Origin of the sequence: Nostoc sp. 'Peltigera membranacea cyanobiont' 213 (assembly GCF_002245975.1) — a bacterium.
In the GTDB taxonomy this organism is placed as follows: Bacteria; Cyanobacteriota; Cyanobacteriia; order Cyanobacteriales; family Nostocaceae; genus Nostoc.
Window position 1 is genome coordinate 41774 of the sequence record NZ_NOLI01000014.1, and the last position, 18841, is coordinate 60614.

At 39.4% G+C, this 18841-nt stretch carries 12 protein-coding genes; 6 read left to right on the forward strand and 6 right to left on the reverse strand.

Features of this window, described 5'->3' with window-relative positions:
- The first annotated feature begins 50 nt into the window (after positions 1-50).
- The 5 genes from CDG77_RS06575 to CDG77_RS06595 all read left to right on the forward strand — a co-directional run bounded on the left by CDG77_RS06575 (position 51) and on the right by CDG77_RS06595 (position 10953).
- Positions 51-4772, forward strand: coding sequence for a response regulator (locus CDG77_RS06575; protein ID WP_094328599.1), 4722 nt, complete (start codon positions 51-53; stop codon positions 4770-4772).
- Between the two features lie 259 nt (positions 4773-5031).
- Positions 5032-5688: a hypothetical protein gene (locus tag CDG77_RS06580; protein ID WP_094328600.1), complete on the forward strand. Its 657-nt coding sequence runs from the start codon at positions 5032-5034 to the stop codon at positions 5686-5688.
- Positions 5689-5775: 87 nt separating this feature from the next.
- A complete protein-coding gene (locus CDG77_RS06585) occupies positions 5776-7977 on the forward strand; it encodes an OmpA family protein (RefSeq protein ID WP_094328601.1) in 2202 nt (733 codons plus the stop codon).
- Between the two features lie 47 nt (positions 7978-8024).
- The gene (locus CDG77_RS06590) at positions 8025-8549 is read left to right on the forward strand and encodes a Rab family GTPase (protein WP_094328602.1); all 525 of its coding nucleotides are present in this window, start codon (positions 8025-8027) and stop codon (positions 8547-8549) included.
- Positions 8550-8553: 4 nt separating this feature from the next.
- Positions 8554-10953 carry a hybrid sensor histidine kinase/response regulator gene (locus CDG77_RS06595; RefSeq protein WP_094328603.1) on the forward strand — a complete coding sequence of 800 codons (2400 nt, stop codon included), beginning with the start codon at positions 8554-8556 and terminating at the stop codon, positions 10951-10953.
- Positions 10954-10967: 14 nt separating this feature from the next.
- Here CDG77_RS06595 and CDG77_RS06600 read toward each other — a convergent pair whose 3' ends face one another.
- Positions 10968-11384, reverse strand: a complete 417-nt coding sequence (locus CDG77_RS06600; RefSeq protein ID WP_094328604.1) for an ATP-binding protein — start codon at positions 11382-11384, stop codon at positions 10968-10970.
- Positions 11385-11534: 150 nt separating this feature from the next.
- On the opposite strand from CDG77_RS06600, the gene CDG77_RS06605 reads away from it, so the two are divergent.
- Positions 11535-12725 carry a SpoIIE family protein phosphatase gene (locus tag CDG77_RS06605; protein ID WP_094328605.1) on the forward strand — a complete coding sequence of 397 codons (1191 nt, stop codon included), beginning with the start codon at positions 11535-11537 and terminating at the stop codon, positions 12723-12725.
- 43 nt (positions 12726-12768) lie between these two features.
- Here CDG77_RS06605 and CDG77_RS06610 read toward each other — a convergent pair whose 3' ends face one another.
- From CDG77_RS06610 to CDG77_RS06630, 5 genes are all read right to left on the reverse strand, one after another.
- Positions 12769-13095 (reverse strand): STAS domain-containing protein, encoded by a 327-nt coding sequence (locus CDG77_RS06610; protein ID WP_094328606.1) that lies wholly within the window; start codon positions 13093-13095, stop codon positions 12769-12771.
- Positions 13096-13197: 102 nt separating this feature from the next.
- On the reverse strand, positions 13198-13905 hold the full coding sequence (locus CDG77_RS06615; RefSeq protein ID WP_094328607.1) for a PIG-L deacetylase family protein: 708 nt from the start codon (positions 13903-13905) through the stop codon (positions 13198-13200).
- Positions 13906-14130: 225 nt separating this feature from the next.
- Positions 14131-16116: a glycosyltransferase gene (locus CDG77_RS06620; RefSeq protein WP_094328608.1), complete on the reverse strand. Its 1986-nt coding sequence runs from the start codon at positions 16114-16116 to the stop codon at positions 14131-14133.
- 90 nt (positions 16117-16206) lie between these two features.
- The gene (locus tag CDG77_RS06625; RefSeq protein ID WP_094328609.1) at positions 16207-17709 is read right to left on the reverse strand and encodes a DUF3131 domain-containing protein; all 1503 of its coding nucleotides are present in this window, start codon (positions 17707-17709) and stop codon (positions 16207-16209) included.
- Entirely contained in the window at positions 17710-18840 is a 1131-nt protein-coding gene (locus CDG77_RS06630; RefSeq protein ID WP_223269722.1) for a hypothetical protein, read from the reverse strand. It abuts the gene before it with no gap.
- Between the last annotated feature and the right edge of the window lies 1 nt (position 18841).

Below are 18841 nucleotides of genomic sequence, written 5' to 3' on the forward strand. Positions count from 1 at the left end.
AATAATCTAAAATCCAGAATCTAAAATCCAAAATGGGATAAGGCTGAAGAATGAAAGCACCATTACCTGATAATGAAAAACAGCGAATCGAATCTCTTTTGGAGTATAAGATTCTCGATACTCGCTCGGAAGCTGCCTTTGACGATCTCACGCGTCTCGCCTCATATATATGTGGAACTCCTATTGCCCTAATCAGTTTAGTTGATAGCGATCGCCAGTGGTTCAAATCCAAGGTTGGTTTGGATGCCCTAGAAACCCCGCGAGATTTGGCATTCTGCGCCCATGCGATTCTGCAACCGGAGGTTTTTGTTGTACCTGATGCCACACTTGACGAAAGATTTGCGACAAACCCCCTAGTCACCTCCGATCCAAATGTTCAGTTTTATGCTGGTGTACCGCTAACTAACCCAGAAGGATATGCACTAGGAACGCTTTGTGTAATTGACCATGTGCCAAGAAACTTGTCGCCAGAACAAGTTGAAGCATTACGAATTCTAGGTCGTCAAGTAATCAAGCAATTAGAAATGCGGCGCAATTTAGCAAGTTTAGTATTGGCGAATCATACACACAAACAGGCACAGAAGGGACGGAAACAATTTTTTAAAAGAGTAGCTGGAGGGTTTGGGTTAGCATCAGCAATTTTAGTTTTGATTGGCGTGATTTCTTATCAAAACACACGTATATTGATTGATACTAGTAATCAGGTACAAAAAACCCAAGGGAAAATCAATAAACTGGAAGAATTACTGTCCGAGATGAAGGATGCGGAGACTGGACAACGCGGTTATATCCTGACTGGACAAGAAATTTATCTGGAACCTTATCAAGCAGTAGTTGCAAACATCGATCCAAAAATTGCCGAACTGAAGGATTTAATTGCAGATCAACCTAGCCAAGAAAAGCAGTTTGCAACCCTTGAATCTTTGATAGCTGCAAAGCTTGCCATCCTCAAGCAGACTATATACCTGCGTCAAAATCAGGGATTCGAGGCAGCATTGCAGGTAATCCAGACAAATCAGGGAAAATATCTCATGGATGATATTCGCAAAGTCATTAATGAGATAGAGAATGAGGATAAAAGGTTGCTTCAACAGCAATCACAAGCTGCAAAAGCTAGTGCAAACAACACAGTATTGACACTTGCGATCGCTATTTGCCTAAGTTTTCTGATTCTGGCCATAGTCTACTACTTCATTTATCGGGAGGTAAAAGAACGTAAATTAGCAGAGGAAACACTCAACCAAGAACGCAACTTTATTTCAGCAGTCCTTGATACAGCCAGTGCTTTGGTAATAGTCCTGGATACACAAGGGCAAATCGTTCGCTTCAATCAAGCTTGCGAACAAACAACTGGTTACTCATTTGATGAGGTGAGAGGAAGGCATTTCTGGAACCTGTTTCTAATTCCTGAAGAAGTAGAACCAGTTAAAGCAGTTTTTGAGCAGTTGCGAACTGGTGAAGGACTTAAAGAATATGAGAACTATTGGGTAGCAAAGGATGGCAGTCGGCGGCTGATCTCATGGGCTAATGCTATTTTACAAGACGAAAATGGTAGCATTGAATACATCGTCAGCACAGGTGTTGACATCAGCGATGTCTACGACGAGCTTCGTCTACGCAAACGAGTAGAACAGCATCTCAAAGCCCAGTATTCTACAACACGTGTCCTAGCAGAGTCCACTACAATCAACGAAGCCATGCCCCAAATCTTGCAAGGAATCAGCGAGAGTTTGGGATGGGATTTCAGTGAAATTTGGATGGTAAATCAGCGAGTAAATCTACTATATTTACTAAATTCTTGGTATAAACTATCTTCCAAGATGCAAGAATTTGAAATCCTTAGTCAGCAGACCACCTTTGCACCAGGAATTGGCCTACCCGGTCGTGTCTGGGCAAGTGCTGAACCTGTTTGGATCGTTGATGTAGTTAAAGATAACGATTTCATCCGCTCTCAAATCGCTGCCCAAGCAGAACTGCACGGGGCTTTTGGGTTTCCGATCCATAGTGGTAAAAACATTCTTGGTGTCATTACCTGTTTTAGCCATGAAATTCAGCAACCCGACTCAGATTTGGCTAAAGTGATGAATTCTATTGGCGAACAAGTAGGGCAGTTTATTGAGCGCAAGCAAGCAGAAGAAGAACTCCAACGCCAAAATTTGCGATCGCAACTATTTACTGAAATCACCCTGAAGATTCGTCAGTCTTTGCAAATCAAAGAAATTCTCCAAATCAGTGTTACGGAAGTCCAAAAAATTCTCCATAGCGATCGAGTTTTGATTTATCAACCCTTGGCAGATGGATCTGAAAGCACTGTGGTTGAGGCAGTACTTTCTGGCTGGCTAGCAATTAAAGAGAAAAAGCTCACCGATGCTTACTTTCAAGCGGAATATGCACAGCAGTACTATCTACAGCAGTATCGTCAAAAACGCAATCTGGGGCTTGCTGACTTAGATATAGTAGAAGTCCAAAAAAGGCATGTAGAATTACTGGAACAATTTGCGGTTAAATCCAATTTGGTTATACCCATTCTTGTCAAAGAAGAACTCTGCGGTTTGTTGATTGTCCATCAGTGCGGCAATTCTCGCCAATGGTCTAGCTTTGAAACTCATCTTTTACGCCAAATAGCCGATCAAGTCGGTATTGCCTTAGCCCAAGCCCAAATGTTATATGCAGAAACTCAACAGCGAAAAGAACTCGAAGTTGCCCGCCAACAAGCTGAATTAGCTTCTAAAACTAAAAGTGCCTTTTTGGCAAACATGAGTCATGAAATTCGGACTCCGATGAATGCTGTGTTGGGAATGACAGGCTTAATGTTAGAAACTCCCCTAAACGCGGAGCAACAGGATTTTATCGAAACAATTCGCATTAGTGGAGATGCTCTTTTAAGCCTAATCAACGAAATTTTGGATCTGTCCAAGCTTGAAGCTGGGGAAATGGCACTCGAAACTCTAGATTTTGACTTATCTATCTGTGTAGAAGAGGTGTTGGAATTATTGGCTCCCCCAGCCCATAATAAGGGATTAGAAATTGCAGCATTAATCTATCCCAACGTTCCCACCCATCTCCAAGGCGATGCTGGCCGTCTGCGGCAAATTCTCATGAACCTGATTAGCAATGGGATCAAGTTTACCAGCAATGGAGAGGTAGTAGTCCGAGCAGAATTGCGATCGCAAACTTCTACTACAGCCACCATTTATTTTTCCATTACAGATACCGGTCTTGGCATTACCCCTGAAGACCAATCCAAACTCTTTACCCCATTTACCCAAGTAGATGCTTCCATCACCCGTAAATATGGCGGCACAGGTTTGGGATTAGCCATCTGCAAGCAACTAGTAAGCTTGATGGGAGGAGAAATTGGCGTAGAAAGTCGGTTGGGGAAAGGATCTAAATTTTGGTTTGAAGTAACTCTCCCCCAACAACTTCACCCGATTCCCGCAGAAAGCGATCGCTTTGCCAGCGTCAAGGGCGATCGCGATCTTCTGACTAATCGGCGCTTGTTAGTGGTGGATGACAATGCCACTAATCGCAAAATCATCTACCATCAAGCTACCCGTTGGGGGATGTTGGTAGATCAAGCTGCTTCGGCTAGTATTGGACTCAAAGCTATTCAGCAGGCTGCCAAACAAAAAAATCTTTATGACATTGCTGTGATTGATATGCAGATGCCAGAAATAGATGGACTGACCTTGGGAGAACAAATTAAGGCAAATTCAGCGATCGCTGGGCTACCGATGATTATGCTTACTTCTACTAATCAACGCGATGAAATCCAACGGGCGCTAAAAATAGGATTTGCTGCTTATTTGGTCAAACCTGTTAAACCGTCCCGACTCCTCGATACCATCATGACTATTTTAGGAACGCAGTTGGAACAAGAGGAATCAGAATTGAGGGGTCAGAAGTTAATACTGAAAAATTACGAAAACAACAGCAACAATCATTCTCATAGCTGCCGCCTTCCGACTTATGACTCTCATAAATTAAGAATTCTTTTAGCTGAAGATAATCTGGTGAATCAGAAAGTTGCCTTGAAGCAACTCCAAAGCCTGGGTTATAGCGCTGATGTTGCCGGTAATGGAAAAGAAGTTTTACAGTTATTAGAAAAAATCCCCTACGATTTAATTCTGATGGATTGCCAAATGCCAGTTCTCGATGGTTTAGAAACCACAAAAGAAATTCATCGTTGGCAAGAAAGCAGCTTTGTTAGTGGTCGTCGTCCTGTAGTAATTGCGATGACAGCTAATGCGATGAAAGAAGACCAACAAATGTGTCTAGATGCAGGTATGGACGACTATTTGAGTAAGCCAGTAATCAAAGAAAAATTGGCCTCGGCGTTACGGCGTTGGGGAAGTCTGATATTCATGGTAAAAGAAACAGATAACTTGGAGCAGACAGTTTCTTCTACAGATACAAGTTCAGTTGACCTCCCAATTGATTGGGAACGGTTGCATCAACTCTCAGAAAACAATCCCGAATTTGAATTGGAACTACTACAAATATTCGTTGAAGATATTCAACCTCGGCTAGAGGTAATTAAAATAGCGATCGCAACTCATAATTTTGAGCAAATAGCGCAAGAAGCCCATCAAATCAAAGGTGCTAGTGCTAATGTTGGAGCGACAACTATGCATCTGGCAGCAGAAAAACTAGAAAAATTATCTTACAATCGAGAGCGTCGAGGTAGTACTAACTTAATCTCGGAATTAGAAGAGTTTGTGAAACGCATTCAAGAATTTTTGAGCGGCGAAGATAATAACCCAAAAGTTTGATAGGTTAATAATATTTATTAACTTATCAAAAGTAATATTTGTCTATGATTAAGCATGAAAAATACTTATTCTAAATTTCTCATTATCCATTTCCTATTTTTAAGATAGAACTTGTGAATAATTGGGAATAATAACTTTGATGTACCAAATGTAGGTTCGGTGAGTTAGCTGCATCTTATGCTGAGAACCTTTAGCCTAAATGCCAGTTCAATTCATACTTCCTATCCCCAATAAATTCCCGAAAAGTGAGGTTTTTCTGATGAGTCAGATGAGTAAAGACGATGTACGAGAACGGCTTGGCAATATCGATCAGATCCGCGATATTATTTTGGGAACACAGCTAAGAGAGTACGAAAATCGATTTAGCAAGCTGGAGTCAGACATATCTCTGTTGCAACAACAAATGCGATCGCATGTGGAACAACTCAAGTCTAACTTTTCGGCTGAACTAAAAGCAGGGTTTGAGGCGCTGGATAAAAAGCTGAAGTCACTCAACCTGACAACTCAAGAAGAAACTCTTGACTTACGGCAACAGGTTGATAGACTCAATAAAAAGTTCTCTAGCAGTGTTCAGTCCCTTGATGAAACATTAGATAACCAAACTAACTCAATTCGAGATGAAATCTTTCAAACTAAAGTCCATTTACAAGATGATGTCACAGCATTACGGGATCTGATTTTAGAAGAAATAGATCGACGCTTCTCGCAGTTAACAGACACTAAAGTTTCTAAAGACGATATGGCTGAAACTTTGTTTGCCTTGGGAATGCGCCTAAAAGAAACTGAATTTATTCCTAAATTACGAGAAGCAGCCGATGAACACAACGACAACTATACTGCTGTACCGCTTCTAGAAACTACAAAGTTGTCAAAAGTGTCAACTCACTCTAACAGTACAGCAGAATTACATTCGTAATCAACTCAAGAGGCAAAGGAAGATGAAAGAGACAATTCTTCACTCCTAACTCTCAACTCAGCACTTTTAAAGACAAAACTTACTGATATGACTCAGGTGGAAAATTTAATTTCTCAATCTGTTGAGTTAAAGCCAGAAGAAGCTATACAAATTGACAATTTAGTGCATCTACTTGTCGAACTCAAAATTATCGAACCACCTGAGCAATCTTTTTCTTCATTTTCATCTGAAACCGATCGTGGTGATGAGCATTTGACTACAACAAAATTTGAAACATTGCAACTCACTCCAGTGACAATAGAAATCTGTGAGGCTTATTTAGAATCGACTTTTAATTCTCGTCAAAATGCACCTAATTCAGCAAAATTTGTCGAAGACGAATTAGAGAAATCTATTGAGCTATTTGCAACTTTTGAGGAAAATACAGATAATTCACATGATGCATTGCAAAAGTTAAAAGATATATTAGTCGGAGATGAATTATCACAAATAAATAATATTGTAGCTAAGTTTGAACAAAATTTAATAAAAATAGAGAATCAAATTTACGAACCTAAAGAGCTAATAAATTTACTCCTTCCATGTATTTCTGAGCTTTTAAGGTTGAAGATTGCAGAGTCTAGAGAGGAAATTGTACAGATAATTGCCCCGATTATCGATCAAACTATTCGCAGTCGCACTGAGCAGGATAAAATTAGCATGAGTGAAGCGATCGCACCTTCTATTCCCCTAGCTATTACTCAGCAGATTATTGTGGCTCCAGAGGAAGTTTCAGATGCGATCGCTCCTGCAATGGGACGAGCTATAAAAAAGCAAATTGAAATTGAACAGAATATTGTTGTGGATGCACTCTACCCAATTATTGGTAGTACCATAGCCAAATATATGGCAGAGACAATCCGTGCAATTAACCGACAAGTTGAAGAAACCCTTAGTGTTGAAGGGATAAAGCGTAAAATTCGTGCCAAGTTACAGGGAGTTTCCGAAGCAGAATTAATTTTTAAAGAAGCTCTCCCATTTACAATTAAAGCAATTTTCTTGATTCATAAAGCATCTGGTTTAGTTATCTCAGATATTCAACGCTCTGATGCACAGCAGCTAGAGGCTGATATGGTAGCAGGAATGCTGACGGCGATTCGCAGCTTTGCCAATGATTGCATCAATCAATCTGGAACCATAACAGAATTAGACGCAATTGAATACGGTACATCCAAAATAATTTTAGAAGTTGCCGGATATTGTTATTTAGCGCTCGTTGTCCAAGGAGACACTAGCAAAAGCTTTATTCTAAAAATGCGGCAAACTTTTAGTCAAATAGTTAAAAAGTATGGCGATCTAATTGAACAATTTGACGGCGATCCAGATACAATCCCTATTGAAGTTCATACAGTTTTAGAAGAACTTAAAGGTACAGATATTCCACCGGAAAAGAAAAATAATCAATTATCACCGTTAGTAATATTAGGTTTAACAGTTATCAGCAGCATTCTCATTCCTTGGGGCATTTGGCAACACCATAGTGGAGTCATCCGTTCTATTGAAAGTAAAACTTCGCTAGCTCTAACTTCTGTTCCAGAACTAGCCGTATATCGGCTCAACGTGCAGGTAGAACACAATAAATTAAAATTAACAGGACTATTACCTAATCAACTTCTTCGCCAGAAAGCCGAGCAAATTGTTAAAGCAACTTCCCCCCATTGGTTGATTGACAATAAAATTTTATTAGTAGAAGTACCAGCAGATCCTGTGTTAGCTGCTGCTGAAGTTAAACGAGTTACCACAGTTTTAAACCAAACGAATGGTACAGCTATTTCCGCTCAATATAGCGCTGGTAAAGTAGTTGTGGAAGGTACTGTCAATCGGATTACAGATGCTCAGATTATTGCTCATGCATTTGAGCAAATTCCAGGCGTAAAATTTGTATCTAGCGCGGTGCAAGTAGAACCTCTGCGAATTGAAGTTAGATTTTATTTTCAACCCGACTCAGCAAATTTAATTAAAACGAATTTAGGGTACAAGGTTCAACAGGTCAAATCTTTCCTCAATCAGCACCCAAATCAACATTTAAAAATTATTGGTTATAGTTATGACCATACTGGTACAAACACATCTCAAAATTTGGCACTTACGCGAGCAAAAGCTGTACAACAAGCACTGATTAAATTAGGTATTGAGCCATCTCGTCTACAGGTTATTGGTAGGACAAGTTTACCACCAGGAATTGATCCAACTCATCCCTTATGGTTAAGCCGTTGTGTAGTTCTAGAAGCGATAAACAAGCAAATTTAAGTTAAAATATCTCTGATTTATATTATCCTACCTACGTTTATTCAATTATGTCTACAATTTCTAAAAAAGTCTGTTTATTTGGTGATTTTGGGGTTGGTAAAACTAGTCTAATTCGCAAATTTGTAGAATGTCAATTTAGCGATGAATATCTTTCAACTGTAGGGGTAAAAATTTCTCGTAAATTAGTTAATGTTTCTACAAAAGACCTGGATGATGGGCAAAATTTACAGTTGCTAATTTGGGATATTGAAGGCAGTAATAAGTTTAAGGCAGTTGCTCAAAACTATTTTCAAGGTTCTAAAGGTGCTGTGATAGTTGGTGATGTCACACAACCAGAAACACTCAATCATATAGGGGAGCATATTCAAACTTTTTTAGCTGTTAATCCTAAAAGCTATATTGTTGTTGCACTGAATAAATCAGATATGATTGCGAGTGAATACTTAGAAAACATTCGTAAAACGTATCAGTTTACCAATCGAATTAATATATTAGACACATATATAACTTCAGCTAAAACTGGCAATAATGTTGATGAGATATTTAAAACCTTAGCCCATAGTTTAATTTAGTAAAATGAACTCATTGTTGACAAATATATTATCTGTATGCAAGATTGAATATTTGATACTTGATGAATACCTGAAAATTGTAGAGATATCTGTTGGACTAAATCATTTGACCAACATTCCTGATGAAGTCAAGCAAGGTGAGGATGTTCGGATTGTGTTTCCCGAATTAGAGGGACTTGAAGATATTTTTGATGCAATTCGACATGGCGAGCAAGATAATTTTGAATTAAAGGGAATTATGCGCTCGCAAGATGCGACTTCTCCTTTGTATATTGATATTCGCATTACTAAGAATATACAAGAAAATTCTTCTATCAATCCCCTCATCATTATTGTAGAAGATTCCACAGAAAGGATGGTTCTTGAGCAATCTTTATTTCAAGGTGCAAATGAAGCAAATCTTTTATTACGTAATTTAAAGGCTTCTAAACAATATATTGACCAAATTGTGACATCAATGGCAGATGCATTGTTGGTAACAACACTGTCAGGAAAGATAAAAAAACTGAATCTAGCTGCACAAGTATTGTTAGAATATGACGAAATAGAACTCATCGGTCAACCTATCACCAAAGTTATTAGAGAAGTCGATAGCTATAAATTAGAGATAGGAAATATTGAAAATATTGAGACATTCCTAAATCCAGACCAAAATCCTTTAGGAAAAGAGGTAGAAACTGTTTGTTATACCAAAAGTAGAAAAACAATTTCCGTAGCTTTTTCCTACTCAATTGTTAAGACAGAAATTGAGCATTTTCAAGGCTATGTTTACATTTTGCGAGACATGACTGAACGCAAACAGGCAGAACTTGCTAAACAAGAATTCTTAGCAATGATTAGCCATGAAGTTCGGACTCCGATCGCATCGGTAATTGGGATGGCCAGTTTGTTACTAGATTGTGGATTGATTGGTCAGCAGAAAGACTTTGTTGAAATCATTTACAGCAGTGGAAATTCCTTACTCAAAATTATTAACGATTTTCTTGATTTCTCTAAAGTACAATCGGGTAATTTGGAACTAGAAGAGGAACCTTTTATTTTGCAAAGTTGCATTAATGAAGCTTTTTATTTACTTGCGCCTCAAGCTAGAGAAAAAGGTTTACAAATTACATTTTTAGATACTCTTAAACTTCCTACTACGATTGTGGGAGATATCACCCGACTACGCCAAGTTTTGATTAATTTACTCAGTAATGCTATTAAATTTACTCAGACTGGAAGTATAGAAGTTTCGGTTATCATCCGCAATAATAAGGATATTAATCGCTCTTCTGCTGCAAATACTGACGAGATTCAGTTTAGTATTAAAGATACAGGCATCGGTATTCCGAGCGATCGCCTGGAACGTTTATTTAAAGCCTTCAGTCAAGTAAACTCCTCCATTACTCGACAGTATGGCGGTACTGGGTTAGGTCTTGCTATCTGCAAGCAACTGTGCGAGTTAATGGGCGGCAGAATTTGGGTTGAAAGTGAACTCAATACAGGTAGCACATTTTACTTTACGATTGCCGCTTCTGTTATTCCAAAAGAGTCAGCAGGGGCGCAAGTCCTTGCGTCAGTACAGGAGTTACAAGTGATAAATTCTGAAAATAACTGTGATTATCGTCCTTCTGACTTGCCTAAATTAAGAATTCTCTTAACTGAGGATAATCTGGTGAATCAGAAAATAGCCTTGAAACAACTCCAAAGCCTGGGTTATAGTGCTGATGTTGCAAATAATGGCAAAGAAGCGTTGCATCTGTTAGAAAAAATTCCTTACGATTTAATTCTAATGGATTGCCAAATGCCAATTCTCGACGGATTAGAAACCACAAAACAAATTCATCGTTGGCAAGAAAGTAACTTTGCTAGCGGTCGTCGTCCTGTGGTAGTTGCGATGACAGCTAATGCGATGAAAGAAGACAAACAAATGTGCCTAGATGCAGGAATGGATGACTATTTGAGCAAGCCAGTAATGAAAGAAAAATTGGCGGCGACTCTAGAGCATTGGGCAAGGATGATATTCAGAGTAGAAGAAACAGATATCTTAGATCGGACAGTTTCTACAACAAATATAGGTTCAGTTGACCTCCCAATTGATTGGGAACGCTTGCATCAACTCTCAGAAAACAACCCAGAATTTGAATTAGAACTACTGCAAATATTTATTGAAGATATTCAACCTCGGCTAGAGGCAGTTAAAATAGCGATCGCATCTCATGATTTTGACCAAATAGCGCTTCAATCACATCAAATTAAAGGTGCTAGTGTCAATATTGGAGCTATAACGATGCATCTGTTAGCAGAAAAACTAGAACAACTAGCTTATAACCAAGAGGATCGAGGTACTAATAACTTAATTTTAGGCTTAGAAGAGTTTTTGAAACGTATCCAAGAATTTTTAATCAGGACTCCTAACTCCTAATTACTGTTATAACTTTAGTAAGATTTACTAATAAATAAACAGCAACGATTATCCACTGTCGGCTCATAACTCAATTTGTCGGCAATGGCGGACATAATTTTTAAACCCCGCCCTCGCTCTTGCTCATTTTCCTCAAATTCAGATGTTTCTTGCAATTGCTGCTCTAAGTCAAAGGGTTCACCTTTAGACCAAATGCGAATTTCTATAAATTCATTTAACCGCACAGCTTCTATCTCAATAGGAGTTTCAATAGGTAAATTTCTGTGTGCGTGTTCAACAATATTAGTAAAGCCTTCCATCATCAGTGTTTGACATTGCCACCAAATTTGTCGATCGGCAATAGGTGGTTGATTTATTTGCTCAAACCAAGCTAAAACTTGAGGTGAAGCTGTCAGGTCTGTATTGACTTTTAGATAAATTTTGTTTTTCACTTTTTAACCAAGAAAATATTTTTAAATCATCATATTCGTTCATTAGTTTATTTAATTTGAGTATTTCTACTATACATTAAAAACTAAATTGCATATAAGTTAAATTAAAGCAACTATTTACCAATCATTTTACTTAGTCAACTGTAATTTATGTTTAAAATTCTGGTTATTGATGATGACCCTATAGTGCGAGCAGTACTGAAAAGAACACTCCAAAATCAGGGTTACGATACCACTGTAGCTAGTAATGGCGAGGAAGGAATTACACAAGCACAATTACTACATCCGGCTCTGATCGTCTGTGACTGGATGATGTCCCAGGTAGATGGGTTAGAAGTGTGTCGTCGTATTAGAACAGATCCAGAGTTGGCAACTACTTTTTTTATTCTATTGACGGCTAGGGGGGCAGCTAGAGGAGAAGAGGAAGATAGAGTTAGAGGACTTGACGCTGGAGCAGATGAGTTTATCTCTAAACCTATAGAGATGAATGAATTGAAAGCACGGGTAAGAGCAGGACTAAGATTACACCAGCTAAATCAGGATTTACAAAGTCGAAAAGAAGCTTTGGAGACACTAAATCAAGACTTACAAACCCAAAAGCAAATTTTGGAAGCAGAATTAGCTGAGGCTGCTGATTATGTGCGATCGCTTTTACCCTCGCCGCTTGTAGGAACAGTAACTACAGAAAATCTGTTTATTCCCTCAGCCCAGCTAGGGGGCGATTGCTTCGATCATCATTGGATCGATGAGGATCATTTGGCAATTTATTTGTTGGATGTATCAGGTCACGGAGTAGGTTCAGCCCTCCTATCTGTATCCGTCCTAAATGTTTTGCGATCGCAATCTCTACCGAATACTAACTTTTGCCAACCCAGTGCAGTCCTAAAAGCCCTCAATCACGCCTTCCAAATGACAAAGCACGGTGATAAATACTTCACAATTTGGTATGGAGTTTATCACCGCCTTAAACGTCAACTTATTTATGCCAACGCCGGACATCCACCAGCTTTACTGTTATCTAATACCTCTACAACAAGCATCCAAGTTAAACAGCTAAGTTCTTTAGATTTACCAATTGGCTTTTTACCTGATGTGCAATTTGAAGATGCTGTTTTTGATATCGAAGAAAACAGCACTCTGTACATCTTTAGTGATGGTGCTTATGAAATTAATCAGTCAGATGGTAAAATTTGGGGTATTGATGCTTTCATTGACTTGCTAACGAAATATAGCCAGAAAGATACCTATAGCCTCAATGAACTCTTAGCAAATATTCTCGCCTTAAATGCTCAAGATAATCTTGATGATGACTTATCTTTGGTAAAAGTTAACTTTTGTTAGTATATTCAAGTCTGCACATTCAACCTTAGTATTGTGTCATAGCTTATTGCGTTGCCAATACTTGGCGATTGAATTCATCTTGATCGGCAAAAGTTTGAAAAATTCTATCCATTTTAGTCAGTTCAAACAACATCCTGACTTGATCGCCGATCGAACAGATAAAAAGTTTAGTATTAGCATTTCGCGTTATTTGCATTGCTGATACTAAAGCACCTAAACCAGAGCTATCGATAAATTTTACTTCTTTCATGTCAAGTAACAAAATATCGGCTCCGTTTGCCACAATACCGCTAACTTCACGACGCAGTTCATTACCTCTAATACCATCTAAAATCCCAGATAATTCTAGTACTTTCACACTTAAACTCATGATTTTGTCCTATTTATTGATTAAAAAAATGTAATCCTATTTTGGCATTGACATTAGAAAAACTGCAATAGAGACAGAAATTATTTTGTAATTTTTATGCAGTTAGCTGTGTTTAATTGCTTGATGATTATTAGCTATTGCGGTAAAAAAGCTAGCATCTACACATTGCCTAGAAATTTCAAAAGCTTCAAAGTAACCATCTTTTTGACCTAACTCACGTGCCCAAAAACGAGATAAAACTAGTATGGCATCAAGTTGCATAAATGTTTTATTGAGTTCTGATTCATAACAACCGATAGCTGCAACTTTTTCCTCAATTACAGAAGTAATATCTACAAAAAAATTGGGTTCAAAACCACGCAAAAAAACAGGTGGAGCGGAATACCACAAAGTTATGTTTTTGCGGGTAGCAACATTAGAAACTGCGATCGCACACACTTCATGATCTCTATGTCCATATTTTTCCGGTTGTGGTGCATGAGTAATAATCAGATCGGGTTGGCAACGCCTAATAGCTTCTTCGGTAACTTTGATCACTGCTTGGGTTGAAAAATTATATTCCTCCAGTGCATAAAACTCGTAAGTTGCACCGATGATTTTACCTGCTGCATCCGCTTCTTGATGACGTGTACCCTTAATAGGCGAACTGGAAAAACTGCCATCAGTCAAAATTAAGCAACGAATATTCCATCCTGCCTTGGACATGAGACTGAGAGTGCCAGCAGCAGGTAGAACCTCATCATCAGCATGAGCATAAATTGTTAAGACGGTTCGTTGACCAAAGTTTTTTGAGTCTGAATCAGTGTTCATAGTTATGTTTCCTAGATTAGATTTATAAGGAAGTTAGGAGTTCTTTTCCTTTTTCCGATATCTCTCTTTGAGAATGTTGGAAAAGTTATTTCGCCGTGATTTTAGGCACTTAGCGATCCCCCTTTCAAAAAGGGGGAACCGGAATAAAAGTCCCCCAATTTATCGGGGGAATTAGGGGGATCTAGAACGTTTTGATACCTACAATAGGACTTTTCAAACATTCTCTTAGACTTCTTTTGGAGGTTGCCAAACTGATGCACGGATGATAACAGATAAAAGTAACAAGTTATAGATAGCCCACCCACCATTGAGTAGATGAACCCAAGGATTATTTAGATGACCAATTGCAAAGCGGTAAAGACTCCATAATATCCCCAGGATAGTAAGGATAAAGATAACTAACTGCGGCCAAACTAGCCGGAGATAAATACCAGATTGCCTCTGCTTAGGTGTGACTTGAAAATTGAGTTTTTGTCCTGTAAACACACTCCAGACGGCTTGGATTAGCAAGGGAAATAAAGCGATCGCATATTGTTCAGAGCGCCAAACTTCTGTAGCTGGAATGCCCCAAGTGGCTGCTAAGAAGGTCAAACGGTTGATAATAAAAGCTGGGAAAAAGTGGATGGCAAAATCAGATCCGTAGGTTTTAACTGGAACAATATCCGTGAAAAAATAGATAATTGGACAAGAAATAAACACTAAAGTTGCAAAACCAGAGAAATAACTGTACATCGTCTTGAAATATTGCAACCTTTGCCAAAAACTTAACCCTGATTTTGTCAGTGGATTTTCCCTAACTAGCACTTGGATAGTTCCTTGTGCCCAGCGTAGTCGCTGCTTAAGAGTAGAACTCAAGTCATCTGGCGCTAAACCTTGTGCTAAAAGTTCATTATGATAAATTGATTTCCAACCAGCACTATGCAGACGCATGGCTGTATTCATATCTTCTGTAATACTATTACTTGATACCCCACCGACTAAATCAAATTCATCTAAACGTTTTTCATCTTTGGCAAATTCATCAGCAAAATTTTGCAGTCCTACACTAACTAATGCCTCACGCCTCAAGATTGCATTTGTGCCCGTATAGAACGCAGCATTCATGCCATCTTTACCTTGTTGAAGCGGGCCATAAAATAAATTTGCTCGATGTCCAAAAGGATCGCCTGGAGGAATATTATAAAAATCCTGGCGAGTCTGGACAAAAGCAATTTGATTCTGGTCGTATTTTCCGGTTGAAAGATTATAGGCGTAGAAATAAGGCAGAACTCGCTTGAGAAAATTTGGCTTGGGAATGTGATCGGCATCTAAAGTAACAATAAAAGTCCCTGCTGTTTCTCCAGAAAAAATTGCATAATTGATGTTGCCTGCTTTAGCATGATGCGCTACGCCAGGAGTTTTAGGACGAGCAATGTAGCGAAATCGGGAGAGTTCCAACAGTTCTAGTTCTTTTTTCCGAATAGTTTCTTCTAAGGCTTTCCGTTCGGTAGTGAGGCGATCGCTTATACTTTGATGAGTCGGAGGTAGCCAAAGAATAAACTGGCGTAGATTTTGCACAAATTCAGTAGCAAACTGGTTCACCACTGGTTCTGATGATGATTCTTGCAACCATTTTTCTGCGGCTTGAGTGTTAGGTGTGAGATTTTCCAGTTGCTTTAGGCGCTGCAACAAATAAGAGTGTTCTGCATCAATCCGAGTTGCTTCTTGTTGTAGTTGTGGTGACTGCAAATCTTCAATACACAATCTTTCTGTCATCGCCCGCATATCAGCCGAGTTGCCATCATCTAGGACATAAACACATAACTTTGTTGGCGGGTAATCCATTGTCAGAGCAGCTTTGGCAGTTTCTTCTACAATTTCCGGCGGCTCGTTGTAGCAGGTTACAAACACATCCACTGTTGGCCAGTCGGATCTCGGTAGAGGTGGAGTCATCTGGTCGAGAGACTTAACCTGTCTCACTAAAGGTCGCCATAACCCAATCACAAACATCACGCCGCCGAAATAGCTATAAATTTCTGCTATTAGCAAAGGGATAGAGATCCACAGTGCATCAAAATTAATGGAATGGGTAATGCGCCATTCCAAATACCAAATTCCAAAAATTAAATTTATTTCTGCCAGGTAGCGAAATAACAGCGTTCTTTTTTTGAGTAATGAGCGACTGTTACCAGAAAAGTTTGAGGAATTATCGCTAATAGAAACTGAAGTCATCTTAGTACCAGTAATTAATGTAAAAGGATAATGCAATGGTAAAAAATGCTGAATTGGGAGTTAGAAGTTATTAATTTTTTATTTTTATTTTTATTTCTGCTGCCTCCCCTGGCTCATGGTTTCAAGCACTAGTGGATGTCCGCCTCTGGCTTGGTAAAGCAAACTTTCTAAAACGATCGCATTTGTATTAATGTCAATTGAAGCATTAATACCTAGTTTGGGATTTTCATATCGTCCTGAAAAATAGCCGCGATTTTTGTCGGATAAATTTTGAGCAAAATCTCGCAGTCTTTTCGTATAAGGGTCATCTGGCATGAGCGCAAACCAAGAAAATGCCGCTTTCGTACTCACAAACTGCAATTGGGGATAGGCTTTTCCGCTAGTGTTAACGGCTTGCCAAGATTGACCATTGGAGTAGACGCTGTAATACAAAAAGTAAGGGAGACGATCCAAAGAATCTTCATTTACAGCAGTTAAAATTCCAGTGCGCTTAAATCGTTGTAATTGCACTTTCAAAAGATTTTGCACTTGAGGTTTAACAGCATCATTCCAACCCATTTCTAAACCCCAAAGTAAATAAGGATCGTTCGTTAGGTAGTTAGTAGCCCCAGAGTTTTTTAGATTCCGTCGATCGACTTGCAGAGTAATACCATCCACTTGAACCGTCTTTACTGGTGGATTAGAGAGAGCATTAGTAGCTTGAATATTCCACAGCTTTAAACTGTGGGCAGCATATTGCTCGTAGCCTAATCGGCCTTCCTGCACTTCGAGAAGTTTGCCTGCTCTGGGGATAGCACCATTTAACCAACCATCTTTGACAAGTTTCGATAGATTCCAGCGAGCGACGATGCGATTAATCCGTGAAGCGAAGCTGTCGCCCTTAGGCGAATCGCTATATTCTGGATAATGCGATCGCATAATATGCAATCCTAATAAAAATCGCGCCATGTCTAAAACTGACCAACCACTTATACCCTTGGGATCGGGGGTGTCATTGAGTTGGCGCATTTCGCCAGTCCGGGTGCTATAAGCTTTGTTGGGTAAACCAGTTGGTGGTAGCGGCAGTTTTTCCAACGTCTCTAGCAATGTGTTCATCCGCTTTTGGAAAACGTCTTTCGGCAATAACCCTAATTGGTAAGCTGCATGAATTCCCAATAAGGCGCTACCCTGATCCCACCAAGTTGTCCACGGTAAGTTGTCTCCCGAATTTACTAAACCTGTTTGGGGATTCCAGTTCCGCTCAAAATATTTCCAAGCCTGTTTAGCAGCAATTCGATCCGCTTCTTGGGTCAATCGTGGTAAAGAAGTTGTGGGCGTTGGAATAATAGGTTTATCTGGTGTAGCTGTTGGTTTTGGTGGTGTCGGTTTTGGTTTTAGCGGTAGTGGTGTGAGTGTAGGAGCATTCGATTCTGGAACGGTTTGTGGCGATGGTGTTTGGACATCAGGATTAAAGTTATCAGGGGCAGCAATAATCGTAGATGGAGTAGGAGAGCATTGCCACGTCGCCGTAATTGGACAAAGCAGGGGTTGTTGATTTGTCGTTGCGTACAAAACTGATTGCAAAATCATGCTTTTGATGCCGCTTGTTGCCATTTATATCTTCTTTGCCAATTCCGTAGGCGATAAATAGCCGAAAGCCGGATTATTTACCGCGTCTTTATAACCAGCAGATTTACCACTATTACTGTTAATTGCCCAATCACATTCCTTATTAATATTGAAGTAAAGGATGGCTCTTACACCCATCCCAGCAAGTTGAGTGTAAGAGTCTTGTAACCATCGATCTTTGGCACCCTTTTGTAAACCATTTTGCGTATTACTCGTACTAGCTGTTTGAGCGATGAAAATCGGCTTACTGCCAGCCATAGCCTTCATCCGCTTGATATATGGTTCAAAAACTTCTTTTGGGCTATTCCAGTGTTTCCAAGAAGAATTATTACAATACCCCCAGTTGTACGAACTAAAGGCAACAACATCTACCGACTTGTCCCCAGGATAGTAGTTTTCAAAGCGATGTTCATTTTTTTTACTCCAACCATTAGGTGCAAATACCCAACGGATTGCCTGTGAAGATATACCAGCCTCTTTAAATATCTTTTGGATGCGTTGATAAGCTAACTTGAAGTTCTGCGGGTCTTGGCTGTATGCTTCTCCAGGAATGTTCATCTCTTGCAACGGCGCGATAAACGCCATCCGTCCCTCTCCTTTCTTTGCCCAATCAGCGTAGGCTTTTGCCACTTTTTGTAGAGAACTATCTACGTCTCCCCTAGCAATCTGCGCTGCTGAACGAGTAGATTTGAGATTAATAAAAGCTGTGTATCCGTTGTGCTTCAGTTGTTCTAGGGGCACTGGGATGTTGTAAGCAGGATTTGAGTCCTCGATATCCAAGAACAATCCAGCAATAGAATGGCGCTTACCAACCCATTGATCTACTTGACGTAATTGGCTGTCAATTGTACTTTGATTTCCTAGATAATCTGGGGCATAGAGTCCTAGTAGTACAGGGGCACTGGAAGGTGTTTGGTTGCGAATTTGGGTTAATTTCCGGTTTTCGAGTTGCCTTGAGGCATCAGTAACCGCCATGAGATTTTTATTCGCAAAGATGCTTCCTAGTAAAATTAGCATCATCAGCGCCAGCCGTACCTTGTTCATAGATTTGAACGAATAAACAGGGATTTTATTTTGAATCCAGATGTCTGTTGCTTGTGAAAGCCACTGCATCATG

Bases quoted from the DNA above. Each gene is read 5' to 3' on its own strand.
- CDG77_RS06575 (WP_094328599.1), top strand. From the start codon at position 51: ATGAAAGCACCATTACCTGATAATGAAAAACAGCGAATCGAATCTCTT.
- CDG77_RS06580 (WP_094328600.1), top strand. From the start codon at position 5,032: ATGAGTCAGATGAGTAAAGACGATGTACGAGAACGGCTTGGCAATATC.
- CDG77_RS06585 (WP_094328601.1), top strand. From the start codon at position 5,776: ATGACTCAGGTGGAAAATTTAATTTCTCAATCTGTTGAGTTAAAGCCA.
- CDG77_RS06590 (WP_094328602.1), top strand. From the start codon at position 8,025: ATGTCTACAATTTCTAAAAAAGTCTGTTTATTTGGTGATTTTGGGGTT.
- CDG77_RS06595 (WP_094328603.1), top strand. From the start codon at position 8,554: ATGAACTCATTGTTGACAAATATATTATCTGTATGCAAGATTGAATAT.
- CDG77_RS06605 (WP_094328605.1), top strand. From the start codon at position 11,535: ATGTTTAAAATTCTGGTTATTGATGATGACCCTATAGTGCGAGCAGTA.
- CDG77_RS06610 (WP_094328606.1), bottom strand. From the start codon at position 13,095: ATGAGTTTAAGTGTGAAAGTACTAGAATTATCTGGGATTTTAGATGGT.
- CDG77_RS06615 (WP_094328607.1), bottom strand. From the start codon at position 13,905: ATGAACACTGATTCAGACTCAAAAAACTTTGGTCAACGAACCGTCTTA.
- CDG77_RS06620 (WP_094328608.1), bottom strand. From the start codon at position 16,116: ATGACTTCAGTTTCTATTAGCGATAATTCCTCAAACTTTTCTGGTAAC.
- CDG77_RS06625 (WP_094328609.1), bottom strand. From the start codon at position 17,709: ATGGCAACAAGCGGCATCAAAAGCATGATTTTGCAATCAGTTTTGTAC.
- CDG77_RS06630 (WP_223269722.1), bottom strand. From the start codon at position 18,840: ATGATGCAGTGGCTTTCACAAGCAACAGACATCTGGATTCAAAATAAA.